We start from the raw sequence: 18,627 nt of genomic DNA on the forward strand, positions 1-18,627 counted from the left end.
CGATTCATCCCAATCTCATCGCGCTTTAGGCGCTCGCTGCCATCATCATCTCGGCGGCACCGTTCTCGATCGTCTGCACGCCGTGCTCGACGACGTTGTTGCGGCCGCGATGCTTTGCGGCGTAGAGCGCGGCGTCGGCGGCTTCGATGAGATCGCCGGGACGCAAGGCCTCGTTCGGCCTCGTCGCCGCGACGCCGATCGAGACGGTGACGATCATGTGGCCGGAGGTGATGTGCGGCAGGCACAGCTTCAGCACGGCCGCGCGCACCTGCTCGCCGATCTCGACGGCGCGGTTCACGTCGGTGTTCGGCAATAGCAGGCAGAATTCCTCGCCGCCATAGCGCGCGGCAAAGCCCATCGTGTCGGCGGCGATGCCGGACAGCGATTCGCCGAGCCTGGTCAGGCAGGAATCGCCTTCGAGATGGCCGTAGGTGTCGTTGAAGAGCTTGAAATGGTCGACGTCGATCATCAGCAGCGCGAGCTCGCTGCCATATTGCTGCGCGCGCATCCATTCGAAATCGAGCCGGCTCTGGAAGCCGCGGCGGTTGGCAAGGCCCGACAGCATGTCGATCGACGCCATCACGGTAAGGCGGTCGTTGCTCGCGATCAGCTCGCGCTCGCGCTGGCTGAGCTGCGCCGCCATCGCGTTGAAGGCACGGGCGAGCGGCACGAATTCGGCCGGCAGGCGATTGCGCGCGGCGCGCGCCGAGAGGTCACCTTCGCCGAGGCGTTTGGCCATGTCGGCCAGCATCTCAATCGGCTTGATCACCAGCTTCTCGGCGGCGATCAGTGCGCCGAGCAGGACGAACACGACGACGAAAGCGAGCTGGAGATAGGCGGTGCGGATTTCGCGGCTGACGGCCGCCGACACCTTGTCCTCGTCGATGCTGGCAATCAGGCGGGCATTGGTGCCGGCGATGCGGATGTAGCTGACGGCGCGGCGCGAGCCGTCGGCGGCGAGAAACGACAGCGAGCCTTCGTCCTGGTCCGACCGCAATGCCTTGTCGGCGATCGCCGACATCAGCGGCATGTTGTCGAGGGGACGGCCGACCGCGCTGTGCTGATCGGCGGGCGCGGCCAGCACGGTGCCGGCGCTGTCGACCAGAACCGCGGTGATGCCGTCGCGGCCGCCGAGATTGCTCATGACCTTCGACATCCAATCGAGGTTCACGGTGGCGAGCACGACGGCATCGGCGACGCCGCTGAAGGCGGATACCGGATAGACTGCCATCACGGTCGGCGATGGCACGGGCCGTGACATGATGAAGTCGCTCAGCACGAAGCGGCCGGTTTCCTGCGCCTGCTGGAAGTAGGGCCGGTCACTGAGGTCGAGCCCGACATACATGTTGTTGGTCGCGCACTGGATGCGGCCGTCCTGGCCGGCGATCAGCAGCGTGCGGATCCAGGGAAGGTTCGACGGCAGGCTCGCGCGCAGCACGTCACAGCTCTTGCTGATGCCACCAGCGGAGGCGCGAATGAAGGCTTCCGATTTCAGGATGGTCTCGACCGACGAGATCACCTCGCGCTGCGCATCGGCGCTGTGCCTTGCGATGGTGGTGAATTCGGCCGCAGCCTGCGCGATCTGCTTGGCGCGCGTGTCCTCGAGCGAACGGATGCGCTCGAACATCAAGGGTGTCACCAAAATCACCGCGAGCAAGGCGAGCCGCGCCCGGATCCCGAGAACCTGCTTGAGTTTCGCTCGTTTGCGGTTGAAACTGACGTTTGCCATCTTCGCTGCCCACCCCGCGGGCAAGGTAAAGCGAAGGGTTCAAAAACTCTTTCTTGAACTCGGTAAAATTGGACTTACCTCCGTTACGCTCACGGTCAATCGACGTCATGACAGAACACCACGACGCGCCGGTAACCGGCCATTCACCAAGCGCGCTCGCCGCGGTCGAAGCCGAGATTGCACGCGCCTGCAAGGATGCGCAGCGCGATCGCGCCTCCGTGACGCTGATCGCGGTGTCGAAGACGTTCACTGCCGATGCAATTACGCCGGTTATCGCCGCCGGACAGCGCGTATTTGGCGAGAATCGCGTGCAGGAGGCCAAAGGCAAGTGGCCGGCGTTAACGTCTGTTTACCCCGATATCGCGCTGCACCTGATCGGGCCGCTGCAATCCAACAAGGCGAAAGAGGCCGTTGCGCTGTTCGATGCCATCCATTCGGTCGACCGCCCGAGCATTTGCCAAGCGTTAGCCAAGGAAATCGAATCTCAGAAGAAGCACCCGCAGCTGTTCGTCCAGATCAACACCGGCGAGGAGCCGCAGAAGGCCGGCGTCGCCCCGGGCGAGGCGGACGCTTTCCTTGCGAGCTGCCGCGACACCTATGGGCTGACGATCTCCGGTTTGATGTGCATCCCGCCGGTGGACGAGCCGCCGGCGGCGCATTTCGCGCTGACTGCCAAGATCGCCGCGCGCAATGGATTGAAGAATCTCTCGATGGGCATGAGCGCCGATTTCGCCACAGCCATCATGCTGGGCGCCACCCATGTGCGCGTGGGCAGCGCGATTTTTGGGCACAGGTAGTTGCTGTAGTTGCCGTCGTCCCGGACAAAGCGCAGCTCCCGACAACGCGCAGCGTTGTCTTGAGCGGAGCGCAGATCCGGGATCCATAACCACAGGACGTGATCTGACGAAGACTCGTAGCTACCACTTCGCACCATAACCCCCCCCCCCTGGGGTTATGGGTCCCTGCTTTCGCAGGGACGACAGCGGGTGTGAGGCTGCTTACGCGAATCCCACCGACACCTTCCCCAGCACAGCATGTGCCCTCACCCGATGATGATTCTTGTTTTGGGTCCGAGCCTTCGCAGCAGTTGCAGCATCGCCGCCTTGGTCATGGAGACGCAGCCTGCCGTCGGCCCGAAATTGTCGCGCGCGAGATGCAGGAAGACGGCGCTGCCGCGGCCGGCGATGCGCGGCCTTGTATTGTGGTCGATCTCGATGATGAAGTCGTAGAGATGGTCGTCCCGCTTGAGTCGGTCGCCGCCCTCGCCCTGCCCGCGCCGGATCCACTGGTTGTAATGGCGATCGGCAGGATCTTCGCACCAGGCGTCCGCGCCGCTGATGGTCCGAGCCGGCAGGAAGGTCTTGGGACGGCTGTGCCGGTCGGCCCGCCACCACAATTGCCTGGGACGAAAACTGCCCCTGGGGGTGCCGCCGTCGCCCTCGCGCTTGTTGGCGAGAATGCCGCCCCGCCCCAGCGCCACCGGAATCGTCAGCGCGCCGGCGGTCAGCCAACCCCGGCGCGGATTCCCGGCGGCAGGCTTAACGCGGATCGCGGACAACGGCCCGGCGCGCCGGATTCTGGCGTAACTAGCTGACCTAGCTTTGTTTTTCATGTGAACCTGCAATGTCGAATTCATTACAGGACATTCATCAAATCGCCCTGCTATTCTGCGTTAGAGTGGTTCTGGCTTGAGAATCGGTAACAGCCCACTACTTCAACACGAACAACAATAATAACGGCGACCCCTAACTTTCCATCGCGGCTGGGTGCAGCATGCATGCGCGCCGAGTCCGACTCCAAAAGGATGACCCCCTATGGCCAATGCCCGCAAGATCCTGATCGTGGATGACGATACCGATCTGCGCGATACGTTGGTGGAGCAATTATCGCTGCACGAAGAATTCGAAGCCTCCGCCGTCGATACCGGCGCAAAGGGTGCGAGCGCCGCAAAGGCCAATTCCCCCGATCTGGTGCTGATGGATGTCGGCCTGCCCGACACCGACGGCCGCGAGGTGGTCCGCTCCTTGCGCAAAGGCGGCTTCAAGGCTCCCATCATCATGCTGACCGGACATGACACCGATTCCGACACGATTTTGGGGCTAGAATCCGGCGCCAACGACTATGTCGCAAAGCCCTTCCGTTTCGCCGTGCTGCTGGCCCGCATCCGCGCCCAGCTTCGCCAGCATGAGGCCAGCGAGGATGCGGTGTTCTCGGTCGGCCCCTACTCCTTCCGTCCGGGCTCGAAAATGCTGACCGCGGCCAATGCCCGCAAGGTGCGGCTGACGGAAAAGGAAACCGCCATCCTCCGCTTCCTCTACCGGGCCGGCCAGATGCCGGTCTCGCGCGAGACCCTGCTCCAGGAAGTCTGGGGCTACAATTCCGGGGTGACCACCCACACGCTGGAAACCCATATCTACCGCCTGCGCCAGAAGATCGAGAAGGACGCCGCCAACCCGGAGATCCTGGTAACGGAAGCCGGTGGCTACAAGCTGGTGCCGTGATACGCTTCAGGGGCGCCCGAATCGTTTTAGATATCGTGCCCTTGAGCCTCGGACCTGAATGTCAATCGACGACGACGTAGCGCTTCTCGAGCGTGTCCCGACCCTGCGCCTGTTGGGGGACGCCTCGTTGCGCATGCTGGCGATTGGCTCCGAACAACGCAACCTCGTCCGCGGTGACGTCCTGTTCAATCTCGGCGACGAGGCCGATGCCGGCTTCGTGGTCCAGCGCGGCGCCTTCCGGGTCGATGACGGTGCCGGCGCCGAGATGATCGCAGGCCCCGGCGCGCTCATCGGCGAGCTTGCGCTGGTGGTCCCGATGAAGCGACCGTCGAGCGCGATCGCGCTGGAGCACGCCTCCGTCATCCGCGTCGCGCGCAGCCTGTTCCAGCGCGTGCTCGAAAGCGATCCGGCTGCGGCCGTCCGCCTGCGCGATGAATTCGCGGTGCGCTCGAGCCAGATTGCCAGCGATATCTTGATGGCGGGCGCGAAGCTGACGTCGTGATGTCGGTTTCTCCGCCCGTCATTTCGGGGCCCGCGACTTCGTCGCGTCCCGGAATGACGCAGGCTACACCTCCAGCGTCACCGTCACAGGCACATGGTCCGACGGACGCTCCCAGCTGCGCGCATCGCGCAGGATGCTGAAATCACTGACCGCATCCTTCAGCGCGCGCGACACCCAGATGTGGTCGAGCCGGCGGCCGCGATCGCCGACGGTCCAGTCGGCGGAGCGATAGCTCCACCACGTATAGACTTTTTCCGACATCGGGATGCGGTCGCGCGCGACGTCGATCCATTCGCCGGCTGCAAGCGCAGCCTTGAGCTTCTCGGTTTCGACAGGCGTGTGCGAGACCACTTTCAAGAGCTGCTTGTGCGACCAAACATCGTTCTCGTGCGGGGCGACGTTGAGATCGCCGACCAGGATGTGGCGGTCCTCGCCGCGCGGATGCAACGGCTCGCACGCCGTCATCTCGTCGAGGAAGCGAAGCTTGTGGTCGAACTTCTCGTTCAGCGCGGGATCGGGAATATCGCCGCCGGCGGGCACGTAGAAATTATGCAGCACCAGCGGCTTTGCGATGTTGGCGTTCTCGCCGAACGATACCGAGATATGGCGCGAATCCACCTTGTCGCAAAAAGTGCGGATGTCTTTCGAGTCGAATGGAATCTTCGAGACGATGGCGACGCCGTGATAGCCCTTCTGCCCGTTCAGAGCCACGTGCTCATAGCCGAGCCGCTTGAAGCGCTTCAGCGGAAAGGCGTCGTCGATGCACTTGGTCTCCTGCAGGCACAACACGTCCGGCCGCGCGCTCTTGAGGAATTTTGCGACCAGGTCGATGCGCAGTCGCACCGAGTTGATGTTCCACGTTGTCAGGGAAAGACGCATGGGAAATGCGTCTTAGCAAGCTCCCGTAAGGTGGGCAAAGGCGCAAAGCGCTGTGCCCACCGTCTTTTGGCTGTGAACGGCGGAACGAACTCTCTCGTGCCCCGGACGCTGCGCGGCACGAAGTGGCGCTGCAGAGCCGGGGCCCATCTGTGAGGGGGTCCGAGTCGCGGCTCTGCGCCGCACCGCTACGCGCTGCGTCGCGTCTGGGACACGAGGCAGACCTATCCCGGAGCCGGGCCGTAATTGGTGAAATCGATCTTGAACATGCTGGGATCGAGCTTCTTGCTCGAGTCCAGATTGTAGACCGCGATCGTGGTGTCGTAGCCCTGCGGGTCGGTGACGGTCCACTGCTTGAGCTGGCCGTCCTTCGCGCCGAACATCAGCAGCAGTCGGCTGGTGCCGACCAGCGCCTGCTTCTCCTCGATGGTGACACTGACGAAGACGTCATCGGCCGTGACGTTGACGACATTGGTGTCCTTCATCAGGTCGATACGGTCGGACAAGAGGAAGCGCAGCGGGGTCTGCGACAGCGGATAGACGTCCTGGGTCGCCAGCTTGCGGTCGCGCACCACCAGCGAGGAGCCGTCGGCGACGATGTCGATCGGGCTCGGCGCGTCATATTCGAAGCGCACCTTGCCGGGCTTCTGGATGTAGAAATCGCCCTGCGTCTTGCTGCCGTCGGGTCCGACCTGGACGAAATTCCCGACCAGCGTCTGGAGCGAGGACAGATACGCGCTGACCTTGGCCGCCTGTGCCTTCTGCTTCTCGTCGAAGGTCTGGAAGATGCTGCTCGGCACGTTGCGGCGCGGATCCGGGATGATCGGATTCGGCGGCTGCTGGGTCGCACCGGTGATCGCGGGGCCGCCGGCGGATGCCGCGCCATCGCGGCCCTTCGGCGCGGGCTTTGGCACGGGAACGTTCTGCGCGAGCGACGCAGTGGTCACCATCGCGGCGGTGACGAGAAGCACGCCGGCCATGCGCACGCTTCGCGCGGCGATGGTGGCAGCGAATCGAGTGTCCGGATGTCTGATCAACGCGTCGTCCTGTGTGGCTGGGCGTCTTTTAGCGTGATTTCGGGCAAAAGGAGATATCGATTCTACGTGAAATTTCGTTCAGGGCGGCTGCCTCACATGTGGCTGTCTTCTTCCTCGACCAGAATCTCACGCTTTCCGGCGTGGTTGGCGGGTCCGACGATGCCTTCCAGTTCCATGCGCTCCATCAGCGACGCAGCACGGTTATAACCGATTTGCAGGCGGCGCTGGATGTAGCTGGTCGAGGCCTTGCGGTCGCGTTTGACGATCGCAACAGCCTGCGTGAACAGGTCGCCGCCGCCGTCCGCGCCCATGCCGGTGGCGTCGAACACCGCGCCGTCCTCGTCCTCGGTCGGCTCTTCGGCAGTAACGGCTTCGAGGTATTCGGGCTGGCCCTGCGTCTTGAGGTGACGCACCACCTTCTCGACTTCCTCGTCGGAGGCGAATGGCCCGTGCACGCGGCTGATGCGGCCGCCGCCCGCCATGTAGAGCATGTCGCCCTGGCCGAGCAGCTGCTCGGCGCCCATCTCGCCGAGGATGGTGCGGCTGTCGATCTTCGACGTCACCTGGAAGGCGATGCGGGTCGGGAAGTTGGCCTTGATGGTGCCGGTGATGACGTCGACGGACGGACGCTGCGTCGCCAGGATCACGTGCAGGCCGGCGGCGCGCGCCATCTGCGCGAGGCGCTGCACCGCGCCTTCGATGTCCTTGCCGGCGACCATCATCAGGTCGGCCATTTCGTCGACGATGATGACGATGTAGGGCAGCGGGTCGAGCGAGAGCTTCTCTTCCTCGTAGATCGCCTTGCCGGTCTCCTTGTCGAAGCCGGTATGCACCGTGCGCGTCGGCTCCTCGCCCTTGGCTTTCAACTCGCCAAGGCGCGTGTTGTAGCCGTCGATGTTGCGCACACCGAGCTTGGCCATGTTCTTGTAGCGCTCCTCCATCTCGCGCACCGCCCATTTCAGCGCGACCACGGCCTTCTTCGGATCGGTCACGACGGGCGTGAGCAGATGGGGAATACCGTCATAGACGGACAGTTCGAGCATCTTCGGATCGACCATGATCAGCCGGCACTGGTCGGGGCGCAGCCGGTAAACCAGGCTGAGGATCATGGTGTTGATGGCGACCGACTTGCCCGAGCCGGTGGTGCCGGCGATCAGCATGTGCGGGGTGCGCGCGAGATCGATGATCACGGGATCGCCGCCGATGGTCTTGCCGAGGCAGAGCGGCAGCTTCGCCACCGTCTCGGTCGCTTCCTTCGCGACCAGCAGTTCGCGCAGATAAACCTTCTCGCGATGCGCGTTCGGCAGCTCGATGCCGATCGCATTGCGGCCGGGCACGACGGCGACGCGCGCCGACAGCGCGCTCATCGAGCGGGCGATGTCGTCGGAGAGACCGATCACGCGCGAGGACTTGATGCCGGGCGCCGGCTCGAGCTCGTATAGCGTGACGACCGGACCCGGATTGGCCTTCACGATCTCGCCGCGCACGCCGAAATCCTGCAGCACGCCTTCGAGCGAGCGGGAATTGGCTTCCAGCTCGGCCTTGCTGAGCGGCTGGCGATCGGCCGCCTTCGGGGCGGCCAGCATGGAGACCGAGGGAAGCTCGAATTTGTCGGAGCCCTTCTTGGCCGCCGCCTTCGGCGCAGCCTTCTTGCGCGGAGCGCGCGCGGCGGGCTCCTCCTCTTCGTCCTCTTCCGCCTCGCCTTCCTCGTCGTCCTCCTCATGCTCGTCCTCGTCGTCCTCGTCTTGGAACTGCGGCGAGATCGAGGGCGCAGCGCGTCCGCCGCCGAGATTCGGCTCCTGGCGGCTGAACGCAGCGGCCTTGGTCTTCGGTCCGCTCGAGACGAGCGCGCGGTAAGCGACACCACAGAGCCAGATCAGGCGTGCCTTGGTGCTCATCAGCGCGTGGAACAGCCAGCCCAGCGACACCGAGCCGCGGTCGCTCTCCTCGTCCTCGTCGAGCGGCTTGTCGTCATCCTCGATCTCGGCGAGTTCGTCGTCATGCTCGCGTGCGCCGAGACCGCAGGCGATCAGGAACGTCGCGGTCATCGCTGCGAACAGGATCGTGCCGAGCACCATGCGGTAGATCGTGCCCGCGGGTCCGAAAATCACAGCAGGCGCGCGCACCAGGGCGTCGCCGACCACGCCGCCGAGGCCAGTCGGCAGCGGCCAGGCGCCGCCATGCGGCCAGCAGCTGACGAAGCCCGCCGCGATGACGGTGCAGAGAATCCACGAGCCGAGCCGCAGCGCCTCGCGGTCGAATGGGCGATGCGTCATCATGCGCCAGCCCCAGACCGCGACGGTCAGGACCAGCATGATGGCGCCGAGCCCGAGAATCTGCATTGCAAGGTCGGCGCCGATCGCGCCGGCATAGCCGAGAATGTTGCGGATCGGCCGTGAGGTCGCGTGGCTGAGGCTGGGATCCTGCACCGACCACGTCATCAGCGCGGCCGAGGCCACGCCCGCCAGCCCGACCATGCCGAGACCGGTAAGCTCGCGCATCCGCCGCGCCAGACCCTCGCGAATCGAGGGCGGTAGATGGCCGACCAGTGGAATGACACGTTCGATTGCCGACATGCTCATGGGCCCCGCCTAACCCAGAGTTTCGACCAGCCGGTGCAGCGCCTGCGCCGTGGTCTCACTATCCTGCACCAGCGCCAGGCGAATGTAGCCGGCGCCGGGATTGAAGCCGTCAGGCTGAAGCCTCGCCAGATAGGAGCCGGGCACCACGCGGACGCCGGCTTCCTTGAAAAGCTTGAGAGTCACGGAGACGTCGTCACCGATCTCGGACGTGTTGAGCCAGACGCAGAAGCCGCCGTCGGGCCGGCGATAGCCGTAACGATTGCCGATGATCTGGTCGGCGAGATCGAACTTGATCCGGTAGAGCCTGCGGTTCTCCTCGACATGCGCCTCGTCGCCATAGGCGACGGTCGCGACATGCTGCAGCGGCACCGGCACCTGGGGCGCTGCGATGTTGCGCAGCTCCAGGAACATGCCGATCAGCTTCTTGTCGCCGGCGGCGAAGCCGACGCGCAGGCCAGGCAAGTTGGAGCGTTTCGACAGCGATTGAAACGCAACCACGCGGGTGAAGTCGGCACCCGCACATTCGAGCGCGCTGCCCGGTGCTTCGCGGGTGTAGATCTCCGAATAGCATTCGTCGCTGAGGATGACGAAACCGTAGCGGTCGGCGAGCTGCTTCAACCGCTTGAAATAGTCGGGTTTGGCGACCGAGCCCTGCGGATTGGCGGGCGAGGCCAGATAGAACGCCACGGTGCGCGCCAGCGTCGCCTCGTCGATGGCGTCGAGATCGGGCAGGAAGCCGTTCTCGATGGTGGTCGGCAGATGGACCGGCTCGCATGCGGCCGCAAGGGCGCCGGCGCCATAGACCGGATAGAACGGGTTCGGCATCAGGATGGCGGGCTTGCCGGGACGTGGGCCGACATAGCGCGCGGCCGCGATCGCAGCGAGGAACAGCCCCTCGCGGCTGCCATTGAGGACCAGAATTTCGGTCTTGGGGTCGAGTGCGCGCGGCAGCTTGAAACGCGAGGACAGCCAGGCGCCTGCAGCGTTGCGGAACGGCTCGGTGCCCTGGTTCATCGGGTAACGGCCGAAATCGGCGATGTGCTTGGCCAGCACCGGGCCGACGAAGTCGGGCACCGGGTGCTGGGGCTCGCCGACTGCAAGCGAAATCAAGGGCTTGCCCGGCTGATGCGGGGCCAGCAGCTCGTTGAGCCGGACGAAGGGCGAGCGTGCGGAATCGGAGCTACCACCGCCCTGCGGCGCACGGGATGAAGCGGTCAGAGCCATTCGTTGGGCGCCAGTACTCTTGGAACGGCCGGTCGCAGCGAGGCGCCGGCGGGAAGCGGTTCAGTTCACCATAGATAGGGCGAGGTTAAGACGCGATTAACCATCGGTCGCCGCCTCCGTCCAGAGCTGGAATAATGAAGTCGATAACAACGGGATGCATGGCGCGTCGCCTCTCCCGTTTGCTTGCGGGAGAGGTCGACGCGAAGCGTCGGGTGAGGCTTCTCCTCTCGGGAGTTCTCGCCAGCGAAGACACCCTCTCCCCTGCCCTCCCGCAGGCGGGAGAGAGAGGCACCGTCATCGCGGCCTCAGTGCCCCGGCAGCTTCTCGAATGTCTTCATGCCCGCGGGGATGGTGTGGAACTCCTGCTTGTCGCAGGTGTAGATCGCCACCTGCGGCTGGAACTGGGACGGGTCGTCCAGCGTGCCGACTTTCAGGATAGCCGCAGGCAGGCCCGGCACCTTGGTCACCAGATGGGTGCCGCATTCCGGGCAGAATTCGCGCGTCACGGCGCGCTCGAGGTCCTTGCGCGTGAACTGCTTGGGCTGTCCGGTGATGTAGCTGAAGCCGGCCGCCGGCATCGCGATGAAGGTGTTGGGCGCGCCGCCCGAGATGTACTGGCACTCGCGACAATGACACTGGGCCTGCATCATGGGGTCGCCCTCGGCCACGTAGCGCACTTCGCCGCAATAGCATCCGCCTTCCAAACGCATGACGACCTCCCGGTTTGTTGTTCGTTGTGGTCGGTATTTCTGCGCCGGCAATCTGGAATGGCAATCCCTTTCTTTTGCACGGCCGACCAAAACGGATATCGTACCGCAATGGTCCTGTGGCAGCTAGCGCTTGGCAAGCCCGCAGCCACTGAAACCTCGGCCGCGCCAGCATCCGCTGCTCATGCACTCCCCTTCCAGACGCGGGCAGACGGTTGAAGCGCAATTTGGATTGCCGCTAAGCCCGACACATGCAGTGGCGCATCTGCTCCGCATCATCGAACAGCTCAGCCCCCCAGTTTGCCGTGGCTTTCCGCCGTCCCGCTGTTCGGGCGGGATTACCGCGGTCTTTTCCTCGTGCCGGGTGGCCCGCTTCGAATCAGTCTGAGCCGGGTTCGCACCCGGGCTCTGTGGTGCCAGCTTGGTCAATTCCATTTGGCACTGCCGCGGCGTCTCCGTCCGCACGCCGGCTCCGCTGGAGTCCTTCAGCGCAAGGACGATCTTGTACTGGTAGGGAGATCCGGCGGGCCGACGCAGCGGGTCGTTCTCCGGCAACAGGCCCTTGACCATGATGGTGGCGCTGCCATCCGCCTCGATCTTTCCGTCATAGACGGACGAACCAGACTTGCCGTCGTCGCCAAAAACCGCATGAAGCACGCCGTCCTTGATGCGCAGCGCGTGCTGGTAATAGGACTCCAGGAAAGGAGGCTGAGATTGACAACGTTCCTTGCCGATCCAGGTCCCGTCAAACGCGATACTGCGCTTGGCATCATCGGCGGATTTTGCCAGCGCCGCGATCCGGGATTTTGCGAGGTCCGCGAATGCACAGTTGGGGAAGCGCATCAAGTGATCCTTGAAGGCTGCCAGCGTGCCCAGCGTCTCCGCGCTGCGCCAATGATCACCGGCATCCGCACAGGGATCGATCGGCGGCGCTGGTGCCGGGGCCAAAGCCGACGTCTCCGGTTTGCCGTTGAGGTAGTACTCGCCGAAAAACGACAGCGACAGTTCGGGCACCTGAGTGCCTTTGGTGCGCTGGTACACGCCCGCGCTGATGGTCTGAAACACCGTGTTGATATTGCCCTGGTCGCGTATGTGCTCCAGGAACGAGCTCGTATAGGGGCTGTTGCGACCATCGCCGTCGTCGGCGGTTCGACCGGCCTGCGTCGCATAGGAGATGATCGTGCCGTCCGGACTTTCCATCTTCGCCAGGCCGCGGGACACAGTCACGCCGCGGCCCTGTCCCACATTCCTCCGCAATTCGTCAGCAAACGGGTTGTCGCGGCATGCGTCGAGCACGAGGATCCGGAGGTTCTTGGCCTGTTGCAGGTCCGCCAGAATCTCGTCGGCGCGCACCAGGCGCCGCAGATCGACCTCGTCGCGGACGACGGCATCGACGGGCACCAGATAGTTGACGCCGGCGAACTGAAGCGCGTGCCCGCTGTAATAGAACAAGGCGACATCGGCCCCGTGCGCCTCGCGCGCAAACCGCAGAACAGCCTCCTGCATGGCGGACTGGTCGAGATCTGTCGCAACGATCGGCTCGAATCCGGATCGTTTCAGTGCTGCCCCGACGTCGGCCGCGTCGTTGGTCGGATTGGGTAGCGCCGGGACGTTCCGGTAGGCGCCGTTGCCGATCACCAGCGCGACGCGCTTGTCGGCGTGGGCATCTAGGGCGGAGAGAGTGAGCGACAGGAGGCAAAGGCTCAAAAACTGGAACAAACGCATTGAATGCCGCTCCAAATCGGGAGTCGGAGGCATGATAATCGCCAGCGATGGCGTCGTCCAATTTGACTTGCGGCGAGTCCGGACCACGCGAAATGCCGCGTGGTAAAAAGAAAGGGGCTCCAACTTGCGCTGGAGCCCCTCAACGGTCGGGGCATTGCCGGGTATGTGCCCAAACCGTAGTTGTGGGCACGGTCTCGAGGAGACCGCGCCCGGGAGGAGAGCGTTACATGTTGTAGGCGCGCTCGGTGTGCTCGGTGATGTCGAGGCCTTCACGCTCGCTCTCGACATTGGCGCGGAGGCCAACGATCACGTCGACGACCTTGTAGAGGATCGCCGAACCGACGCCCGACCACACCAGCGTGGTGCCGACAGCCTTGAGCTGGGACAGCATCTGCGCGGCGAAGTCGTAATCGGCAACCTTCGGCGGGATCGCGGTGTAGTCGATGATGCCCGCACCACCGAGAGCCGGATTGACCAGGATGCCGGTGCCGATCGCGCCGACGATGCCGCCGATGCAGTGCACGCCGAACACGTCGAGGCTGTCATCGTAGCCGAGCGCGTTCTTCACAACGGTGCAGAAGAACAGGCAGACCACGCCGACCACGAGACCGAGGACGATCGCGCCCATGACACCGGAGAAGCCGGCGGCAGGCGTGACGGCCACGAGGCCCGCGACGGCGCCTGAGATGACGCCGAGCACCGACGGATGGCCCTTCACGATCCACTCCGCGAACATCCACGACAGCGCGGCGGCTGCGGTGGCGACGAAGGAGTTGGTCATGGCGAGCGCAGCGCCGCCGTTGGCTTCCAGGTTGGAGCCGGCGTTGAAGCCGAACCAGCCGACCCAGAGCAGCGAGGCGCCGATCATCGACATGGTCAGCGAGTGCGGAGCCATCAGCTCCTTGCCGTAACCGACGCGCTTGCCGATCAGGAGAGCGCCGACGAGGCCTGCGATACCGGCGTTGATGTGCACCACGGTGCCGCCGGCGAAGTCGATCGCGCCCGCCTTGAAGATCCAGCCAGCATCAGCGTTGATCTCGTCGAGCTTGGCCTGCGCCGCGGTCTTCGCCGCCGCATCACCGGCAGCAGCCAGAGCCTTGGCCGCATCCTGGATCGCGTCCGGGCCGGGCCAGTACCAGACCATGTGCGCGATCGGGAAGTAGATCAGCGTGACCCAGAGCGGGATGAAGAGCGCGATCGCCGAGAACTTCATCCGCTCGGCGAAAGCGCCGACGATGAGGGCAGGCGTGATCGCCGCGAAGGTCATCTGGAAGCACACGTAGACAAGCTCCGAGATGTTGGCGTCGACCGAGAAGGTCGCAGCCTTCGAGTCGGTGGTGACGCCCATCATGAAGGCCTTGGAGAAGCCGCCGATGAAGTCGGAGCCGCCGGTGAAGGCGAGGCTGTAGCCGTACACGGCCCAGATCACGGTGACGACGCAGACGGTGTAGAACACCTGCATCAGCACGGAGAGCATGTTCTTGGAACGGACGAGACCGCCGTAGAACAGCGCGAGGCCGGGGATCGTCATCAACAGCACCAGCACCGTCGATGTCAGCATCCAGGCGTTGTCTCCCTTGTTGACCGTTGGCTCGGCATAGGCTGCGGTCGCAGCGAACAGGCCGACTGCGAGAGCCGCCAATCCCGCGCCATAGGGACGCTTAAACGTCATTTTATTCACTCCTGATTGGATAAGGTTGAGCGCGAAATCAAAGGGCCGCGGCATCGGCCTCGCCGGTGCGGATACGAACCGCATGGTCGAGATTGATGACGAAGATCTTGCCGTCGCCGATCTGTCCCGTTTTCGCCGCGGACGTGATGGCATCGATGGTCTTGTCGACCTGTTCGGACGCGACAGCGACCTCGATCTTGATCTTGGGCAGGAAGCTCACGGCATATTCGGCGCCGCGATAGATCTCCGTATGGCCTTTCTGCCGGCCATATCCCTTGACTTCCGTCACCGTGAGTCCGTGAACGCCAATGGCGGTCAGGGCGTCACGGACTTCTTCCAACTTGAATGGCTTAATGATCGCCATAACAATTTTCATGGGTCCTATCCCCGCTTGAGCCCGGTCCGGACGTGGCCGGGCGTTTCTCGACTGGTTCGCCACGAGGGAGAAGTTTCACTACGCGGGCACAGCCAGGCCCCCTAGAATCAAATGCCGTGCCAGATCGGGCGCATTGCCTAACGGACTATGAAAACGGGTGTTTTCGCGCTCGAGGCGTATTGCGCCGCACTGCGCTAATACGTCGCGCTCAAAACGTGGTCAGAACTGCTCAAAATACGAGCACGACAGGCTGCCGACACAATGTTGCTCATGTGTCGGGCAGACAAAAGGTATCACGTTATGGGGTGGACGCCGCGCCGCGGCGGGAGATAGCGAGCCTGACGCACTCGTGCTCACCGGGTGCGCGCAATAAACCGTGCGGTTGAAAGGCCACTGCAGGACCGTCAGGCAGCGTCACGTTCGGCAAAAACCCGGTCGATCAATCCCCATTCGACGCCCTGCTGTGCGGTCATGAAGTGGTCGCGGTCCAGGGTCCGCTCCACCTCCGCCTCGGAGCGTCCGCAATGCCGTGCATAGAGCCGGATGATGCGTCGCTTGGTTTCCTGCATTTCGTTGGCATGGATCAGGATGTCGGAGGCCTGGCCCTGGAAGCCGCCGAGCGGCTGATGCACGTGAAGGCTTGCGTTGGGCAAGGCGGCGCGGTGACCGGGCTCGCCGGCCATCAGCAGGAACGAGCCCATCGAGCGCGCGGTGCCCATGCACAGCGTGTGGACCGGCGCCTTGATGAACTGCATGGTGTCGTACATCGCAAGTCCAGAGGTGACCACGCCGCCGTAGGAATTGATGTAGAGGTTGATCGGCCGGCTCGGATTCTCCGCCTCCAGGAACAAGAGCTGCGCGCAGACCAGTCCGGACATCGCATCATTGACCTCGCCGTTGAGGAAGATGATGCGCTCGCGCAGGAGGCGTGAGTAGATGTCGAAGGATCGTTCGCCGCGCGCCGATTGTTCGACCACCATAGGGACGAGCTGAAGCATGTCGCGCATCGGCGACCTCCCATATCTACAATGAAGTCTTGTTGGTGTCAGGCCGCCGCGCGCATCAGGCAGCAATTGCTGTTGGCCGGTTGCGGTAGCTTCGTTCGATCGTCACAGGCTTGTTGGATGATGCGAAAGCGGGTGCCGCCGTCTTCGTTTGGTTCGATCCGGAAGATGACGTGGCTTTCGCGAAACGGCGGCTCGGAATCGCGCAGCCGATAGCGCACCTCTTCGCCTGGAATCGATGATTCCGGCTCGGCGCCCGCAAGGTCGCAATCCGGCAGCCAGCGCTCGCGCAATTCAGGAATGGTCACGGCGCGCCAGACTTTTGCCGGCGGCGCATTGAAAACGAATTCGAGCACGAGCTTTGCGTCGGGACGATCAGGCTTCGCGGCGTCGCTCATTGATCCATGTCCTTCAAGAGGTCGGCGAGTGCTTCCATGCGCTTCGGCCAGTAGGCGCGGTAGCGCGCGAGCCATGTCCCGATGGTGGCGATCCCGTCCGGGTCGACTTCGTAGTTCACAAAGCGGCCCTGCCGCTGCTCGCGTACGAGCCCTGCCGCGCGCAGCACCGCCAGATGCTGCGACATCGCCGGCTGGCTGATCTCCAATCCGTCCCGCAAAGCGCTGGCATTGAGGCTGCCGCCGGCGAGCTTCTCAAAGACCTTGCGGCGGGTCGGGTCGGCCAGCGCCTTGAAGATGTCGGCTTCGATCATGGCAACACATAAGCATGTGCTTATGTGTTGCGCAAGCCCTTACTGTAAAGCCTCGCCGTGCTGGGTGATGTCGAGACCCTCCAGCTCCTGCTCGCGCGATACGCGCAAGGGCACGAACAGGGCGACCAGCTTGAGCAGGACGAAGCTCACGCCGGCCGCCCAGACGAAGGTGACGGCGACTCCGTAGAGCTGGATCAGCAGCCGCTGCGGATGGCCCTCGATCAGGCCGGCGGTGCCGCCGATCGCGCTGGTGGCGAACACGCCGGCGAGCACGGTGCCGGTCAGGCCGCCGACGCCATGGACGCCGAACACGTCGAGGGAATCGTCATAATTGAAGCGGTGCTTCAGCCAGGTACAGGCCCAGTAGCACACCGCGCCGGCGATGATGCCGATGACGATGCCATGCCACGGCGCGACGAAGCCGGAGGCGGGCGTGATGGTGCCGAGCCCTGCGACCGCGCCGGAGATCATGCCGAGCACGGAAGGCTTGCGCCGCGTCGACCATTCGATCGCGCCCCAAGTCAGCGCGCCGGAACAGGCTGCAAGATGCGTCGCGATGATCGCCATCACCGCGCGCGAATTGGCCGCGCCCGCCGAGCCGCCGTTGAAGCCGAACCAGCCGACCCACAACAGCCCGGTGCCCATCACCGCAAGCGACAGATCGAACGGCGAGAGATTCTCAGTGCCGTAGCCGTGGCGGCGTCCCATCACCTTGGCGGCGACGAGGCCGGCGGTGCCGGCCGACAGATGCACGACAAGGCCGCCGGCGAAATCCATCACACCCATGCTGCTAAGAAAGCCGCCGCCCCACACCCAATGCGCCAAGGGAATGTAGACGAAGATGAACCAGGCGACGGAGAACAACAAATAGGCGGAGAACCGCATGCGGTCGGCAACCGAGCCCGCGACCAGCGCCACCGTGATGATGGCGAACGTCATCTGGTACAGCATGAACAGGGATTCCGGGATCGTCTTCGCCGCCGGATTGACGCTGTCCATGGTCATGCCGGCAAGAAACCAGCGGTCGAGCGAGCCGATCCATGGGCCGTCGCCGACGAAGCACAGCGAATAGCCGAACGCGACCCAGAGAATGGAGATCAGCGTCACGGCGGCGAGACTCTGCGCCATGGTCGCGAGCACGTTCTTCTTGCGCACCATGCCGGAGTAGAACAGCGCCAGTCCCGGGATGGTCATCATCAGCACCAATGCGGTGGCGACGATCATCCAGGCCGTGTCGGCGGTGTTGATCTCGGAGGTGGCTGCATGCGCCGGCGAAGCCAAAGCGAACACATATCCGATCGGCGCGGCCAAAGCGGCCGCGCGGCGCAACAATCCCGCCATGTCATTTCCCCCGGCATCAAATTGGCGTCGCACGCTGTGGCGTCGTTACGAGGTGCGATCGAAAGAGAGTTTCTTAAAGCGCGTCGCTGTCGGTTTCGCCGGTGCGGATGCGCAGCGCGTGGTCGATCGGCGTGACGAAGATCTTTCCGTCGCCGATCTGGCCGGTGCGCGCGGACGCGGTGATCACGCCCACGGCCTTGTCGGCGATGTCGGAGGGGACCGCGATCTCGATCCGCAGCTTCGGCAGGAAGTTCACGACATATTCGGCGCCGCGGTAGATCTCGGTGTGGCCCTTCTGGCGGCCGTAACCCTTCACCTCGGTCACGGTCATGCCGTGGACGCCGATCGCCGTCAGGGCCTGGCGGACCTCATCGAGCTTGAAAGGTTTGATGATCGCGACGACGAGTTTCATGGTCAGGCCTATTCCCCGGGATGCGCAGCGCCGTAGGTCCCCGGCGCTGCGTCAATCTGGCATCTTTCCGGGCAAATGGCACAAAAAACTTGCAGATTGAAGCGAAAAACGTTCGGCCGTGTGAACGGCCGCCTCTGTACAGGGCAGTCGTTCATCATTCACAGTGCATTTTGGGCATGGATGCGGTGAACCTCCGCCTGTCGAGCGGTACATAAGTATTTTGAGGGGGA

Annotated in this window: 18 protein-coding genes; 3 read left to right on the forward strand and 15 right to left on the reverse strand. The window is 64.0% G+C overall.

Annotated features, from left to right (window positions below; all coding sequences use genetic code 11):
* Positions 1-25 precede the first annotated feature (25 nt).
* Entirely contained in the window at positions 26-1,729 is a 1,704-nt protein-coding gene (locus tag AC5V87_RS00995) for a diguanylate cyclase domain-containing protein (RefSeq protein ID WP_495369731.1), read from the reverse strand.
* A gap of 107 nt (positions 1,730-1,836) precedes the next feature.
* Here AC5V87_RS00995 and AC5V87_RS01000 point away from each other — a divergent pair, with 107 nt between their 5' ends.
* Positions 1,837-2,526, forward strand: a complete 690-nt coding sequence (locus AC5V87_RS01000) for a YggS family pyridoxal phosphate-dependent enzyme (RefSeq protein ID WP_456841745.1) — start codon at positions 1,837-1,839, stop codon at positions 2,524-2,526.
* A 245-nt stretch (positions 2,527-2,771) separates the two neighbouring features.
* Here AC5V87_RS01000 and AC5V87_RS01005 read toward each other — a convergent pair whose 3' ends face one another.
* Positions 2,772-3,341, reverse strand: a complete 570-nt coding sequence (locus AC5V87_RS01005) for a L,D-transpeptidase family protein (RefSeq protein WP_495372020.1) — start codon at positions 3,339-3,341, stop codon at positions 2,772-2,774.
* Between the two features lie 202 nt (positions 3,342-3,543).
* On the opposite strand from AC5V87_RS01005, the gene AC5V87_RS01010 reads away from it, so the two are divergent.
* Together AC5V87_RS01010 and AC5V87_RS01015 are read left to right on the forward strand one after the other, a co-directional pair.
* Positions 3,544-4,230, forward strand: a complete 687-nt coding sequence (locus tag AC5V87_RS01010) for a response regulator transcription factor (protein ID WP_008142830.1) — start codon at positions 3,544-3,546, stop codon at positions 4,228-4,230.
* A gap of 58 nt (positions 4,231-4,288) precedes the next feature.
* A complete protein-coding gene (locus tag AC5V87_RS01015; protein WP_495369732.1) occupies positions 4,289-4,732 on the forward strand; it encodes a cyclic nucleotide-binding domain-containing protein in 444 nt (147 codons plus the stop codon).
* Positions 4,733-4,795: 63 nt separating this feature from the next.
* On the opposite strand, the gene xth is transcribed toward AC5V87_RS01015, so the two are convergent.
* The 13 genes from xth to AC5V87_RS01080 form a co-directional block, all read right to left on the reverse strand.
* Positions 4,796-5,611: an exodeoxyribonuclease III gene (xth, locus tag AC5V87_RS01020; protein ID WP_456841746.1), complete on the reverse strand. Its 816-nt coding sequence runs from the start codon at positions 5,609-5,611 to the stop codon at positions 4,796-4,798.
* Positions 5,612-5,832: 221 nt separating this feature from the next.
* Positions 5,833-6,588 (reverse strand): outer membrane lipoprotein carrier protein LolA, encoded by a 756-nt coding sequence (locus AC5V87_RS01025; RefSeq protein WP_456841747.1) that lies wholly within the window; start codon positions 6,586-6,588, stop codon positions 5,833-5,835.
* Positions 6,589-6,737: 149 nt separating this feature from the next.
* The gene (locus tag AC5V87_RS01030; protein WP_456841748.1) at positions 6,738-9,227 is read right to left on the reverse strand and encodes a DNA translocase FtsK; all 2,490 of its coding nucleotides are present in this window, start codon (positions 9,225-9,227) and stop codon (positions 6,738-6,740) included.
* A 9-nt stretch (positions 9,228-9,236) separates the two neighbouring features.
* Positions 9,237-10,451, reverse strand: coding sequence for an aminotransferase class I/II-fold pyridoxal phosphate-dependent enzyme (locus AC5V87_RS01035; RefSeq protein WP_495369733.1), 1,215 nt, complete (start codon positions 10,449-10,451; stop codon positions 9,237-9,239).
* 305 nt (positions 10,452-10,756) lie between these two features.
* The gene (locus AC5V87_RS01040; RefSeq protein ID WP_495369734.1) at positions 10,757-11,161 is read right to left on the reverse strand and encodes a GFA family protein; all 405 of its coding nucleotides are present in this window, start codon (positions 11,159-11,161) and stop codon (positions 10,757-10,759) included.
* A gap of 123 nt (positions 11,162-11,284) precedes the next feature.
* Entirely contained in the window at positions 11,285-12,883 is a 1,599-nt protein-coding gene (locus tag AC5V87_RS01045) for a caspase family protein (RefSeq protein WP_495369735.1), read from the reverse strand.
* Between the two features lie 223 nt (positions 12,884-13,106).
* Positions 13,107-14,555: an ammonium transporter gene (locus AC5V87_RS01050; RefSeq protein WP_456841752.1), complete on the reverse strand. Its 1,449-nt coding sequence runs from the start codon at positions 14,553-14,555 to the stop codon at positions 13,107-13,109.
* Between the two features lie 37 nt (positions 14,556-14,592).
* A complete protein-coding gene (locus AC5V87_RS01055) occupies positions 14,593-14,931 on the reverse strand; it encodes a P-II family nitrogen regulator (protein WP_027535364.1) in 339 nt (112 codons plus the stop codon).
* 404 nt (positions 14,932-15,335) lie between these two features.
* Complete coding sequence (locus AC5V87_RS01060; protein WP_495369736.1) at positions 15,336-15,938, reverse strand: ATP-dependent Clp protease proteolytic subunit; 603 nt, start codon at positions 15,936-15,938, stop codon at positions 15,336-15,338.
* Between the two features lie 38 nt (positions 15,939-15,976).
* A complete protein-coding gene (locus tag AC5V87_RS01065) occupies positions 15,977-16,333 on the reverse strand; it encodes an SRPBCC family protein (RefSeq protein ID WP_456843495.1) in 357 nt (118 codons plus the stop codon).
* Complete coding sequence (locus tag AC5V87_RS01070) at positions 16,330-16,644, reverse strand: ArsR/SmtB family transcription factor (RefSeq protein ID WP_211383744.1); 315 nt, start codon at positions 16,642-16,644, stop codon at positions 16,330-16,332. The genes AC5V87_RS01065 and AC5V87_RS01070 overlap by 4 nt, the downstream gene beginning before the upstream one ends.
* A gap of 39 nt (positions 16,645-16,683) precedes the next feature.
* Positions 16,684-17,985, reverse strand: a complete 1,302-nt coding sequence (locus AC5V87_RS01075) for an ammonium transporter (protein WP_495369737.1) — start codon at positions 17,983-17,985, stop codon at positions 16,684-16,686.
* 73 nt (positions 17,986-18,058) lie between these two features.
* The gene (locus AC5V87_RS01080; protein WP_456841755.1) at positions 18,059-18,397 is read right to left on the reverse strand and encodes a P-II family nitrogen regulator; all 339 of its coding nucleotides are present in this window, start codon (positions 18,395-18,397) and stop codon (positions 18,059-18,061) included.
* Between the last annotated feature and the right edge of the window lie 230 nt (positions 18,398-18,627).

It is taken from the genome of Bradyrhizobium sp. SOJA106, assembly GCF_059448745.1.

Coding starts and splice junctions, on each gene's coding strand:
- AC5V87_RS01040 (WP_495369734.1), bottom strand. CDS start 11,161: ATGCGTTTGGAAGGCGGATGCTATTGCGGCGAAGTGCGCTACGTGGCC.
- AC5V87_RS01055 (WP_027535364.1), bottom strand. CDS start 14,931: ATGAAAATTGTTATGGCGATCATTAAGCCATTCAAGTTGGAAGAAGTC.
- AC5V87_RS01035 (WP_495369733.1), bottom strand. CDS start 10,451: ATGGCTCTGACCGCTTCATCCCGTGCGCCGCAGGGCGGTGGTAGCTCC.
- AC5V87_RS01025 (WP_456841747.1), bottom strand. CDS start 6,588: ATGGCCGGCGTGCTTCTCGTCACCGCCGCGATGGTGACCACTGCGTCG.
- AC5V87_RS01010 (WP_008142830.1), top strand. CDS start 3,544: ATGGCCAATGCCCGCAAGATCCTGATCGTGGATGACGATACCGATCTG.
- AC5V87_RS01060 (WP_495369736.1), bottom strand. CDS start 15,938: ATGCGCGACATGCTTCAGCTCGTCCCTATGGTGGTCGAACAATCGGCG.
- xth (WP_456841746.1), bottom strand. CDS start 5,611: ATGCGTCTTTCCCTGACAACGTGGAACATCAACTCGGTGCGACTGCGC.
- AC5V87_RS01005 (WP_495372020.1), bottom strand. CDS start 3,341: ATGAAAAACAAAGCTAGGTCAGCTAGTTACGCCAGAATCCGGCGCGCC.
- AC5V87_RS00995 (WP_495369731.1), bottom strand. CDS start 1,729: ATGGCAAACGTCAGTTTCAACCGCAAACGAGCGAAACTCAAGCAGGTT.
- AC5V87_RS01075 (WP_495369737.1), bottom strand. CDS start 17,985: ATGGCGGGATTGTTGCGCCGCGCGGCCGCTTTGGCCGCGCCGATCGGA.
- AC5V87_RS01045 (WP_495369735.1), bottom strand. CDS start 12,883: ATGCGTTTGTTCCAGTTTTTGAGCCTTTGCCTCCTGTCGCTCACTCTC.
- AC5V87_RS01030 (WP_456841748.1), bottom strand. CDS start 9,227: ATGAGCATGTCGGCAATCGAACGTGTCATTCCACTGGTCGGCCATCTA.
- AC5V87_RS01070 (WP_211383744.1), bottom strand. CDS start 16,644: ATGATCGAAGCCGACATCTTCAAGGCGCTGGCCGACCCGACCCGCCGC.
- AC5V87_RS01050 (WP_456841752.1), bottom strand. CDS start 14,555: ATGACGTTTAAGCGTCCCTATGGCGCGGGATTGGCGGCTCTCGCAGTC.
- AC5V87_RS01015 (WP_495369732.1), top strand. CDS start 4,289: ATGTCAATCGACGACGACGTAGCGCTTCTCGAGCGTGTCCCGACCCTG.
- AC5V87_RS01065 (WP_456843495.1), bottom strand. CDS start 16,333: ATGAGCGACGCCGCGAAGCCTGATCGTCCCGACGCAAAGCTCGTGCTC.
- AC5V87_RS01000 (WP_456841745.1), top strand. CDS start 1,837: ATGACAGAACACCACGACGCGCCGGTAACCGGCCATTCACCAAGCGCG.
- AC5V87_RS01080 (WP_456841755.1), bottom strand. CDS start 18,397: ATGAAACTCGTCGTCGCGATCATCAAACCTTTCAAGCTCGATGAGGTC.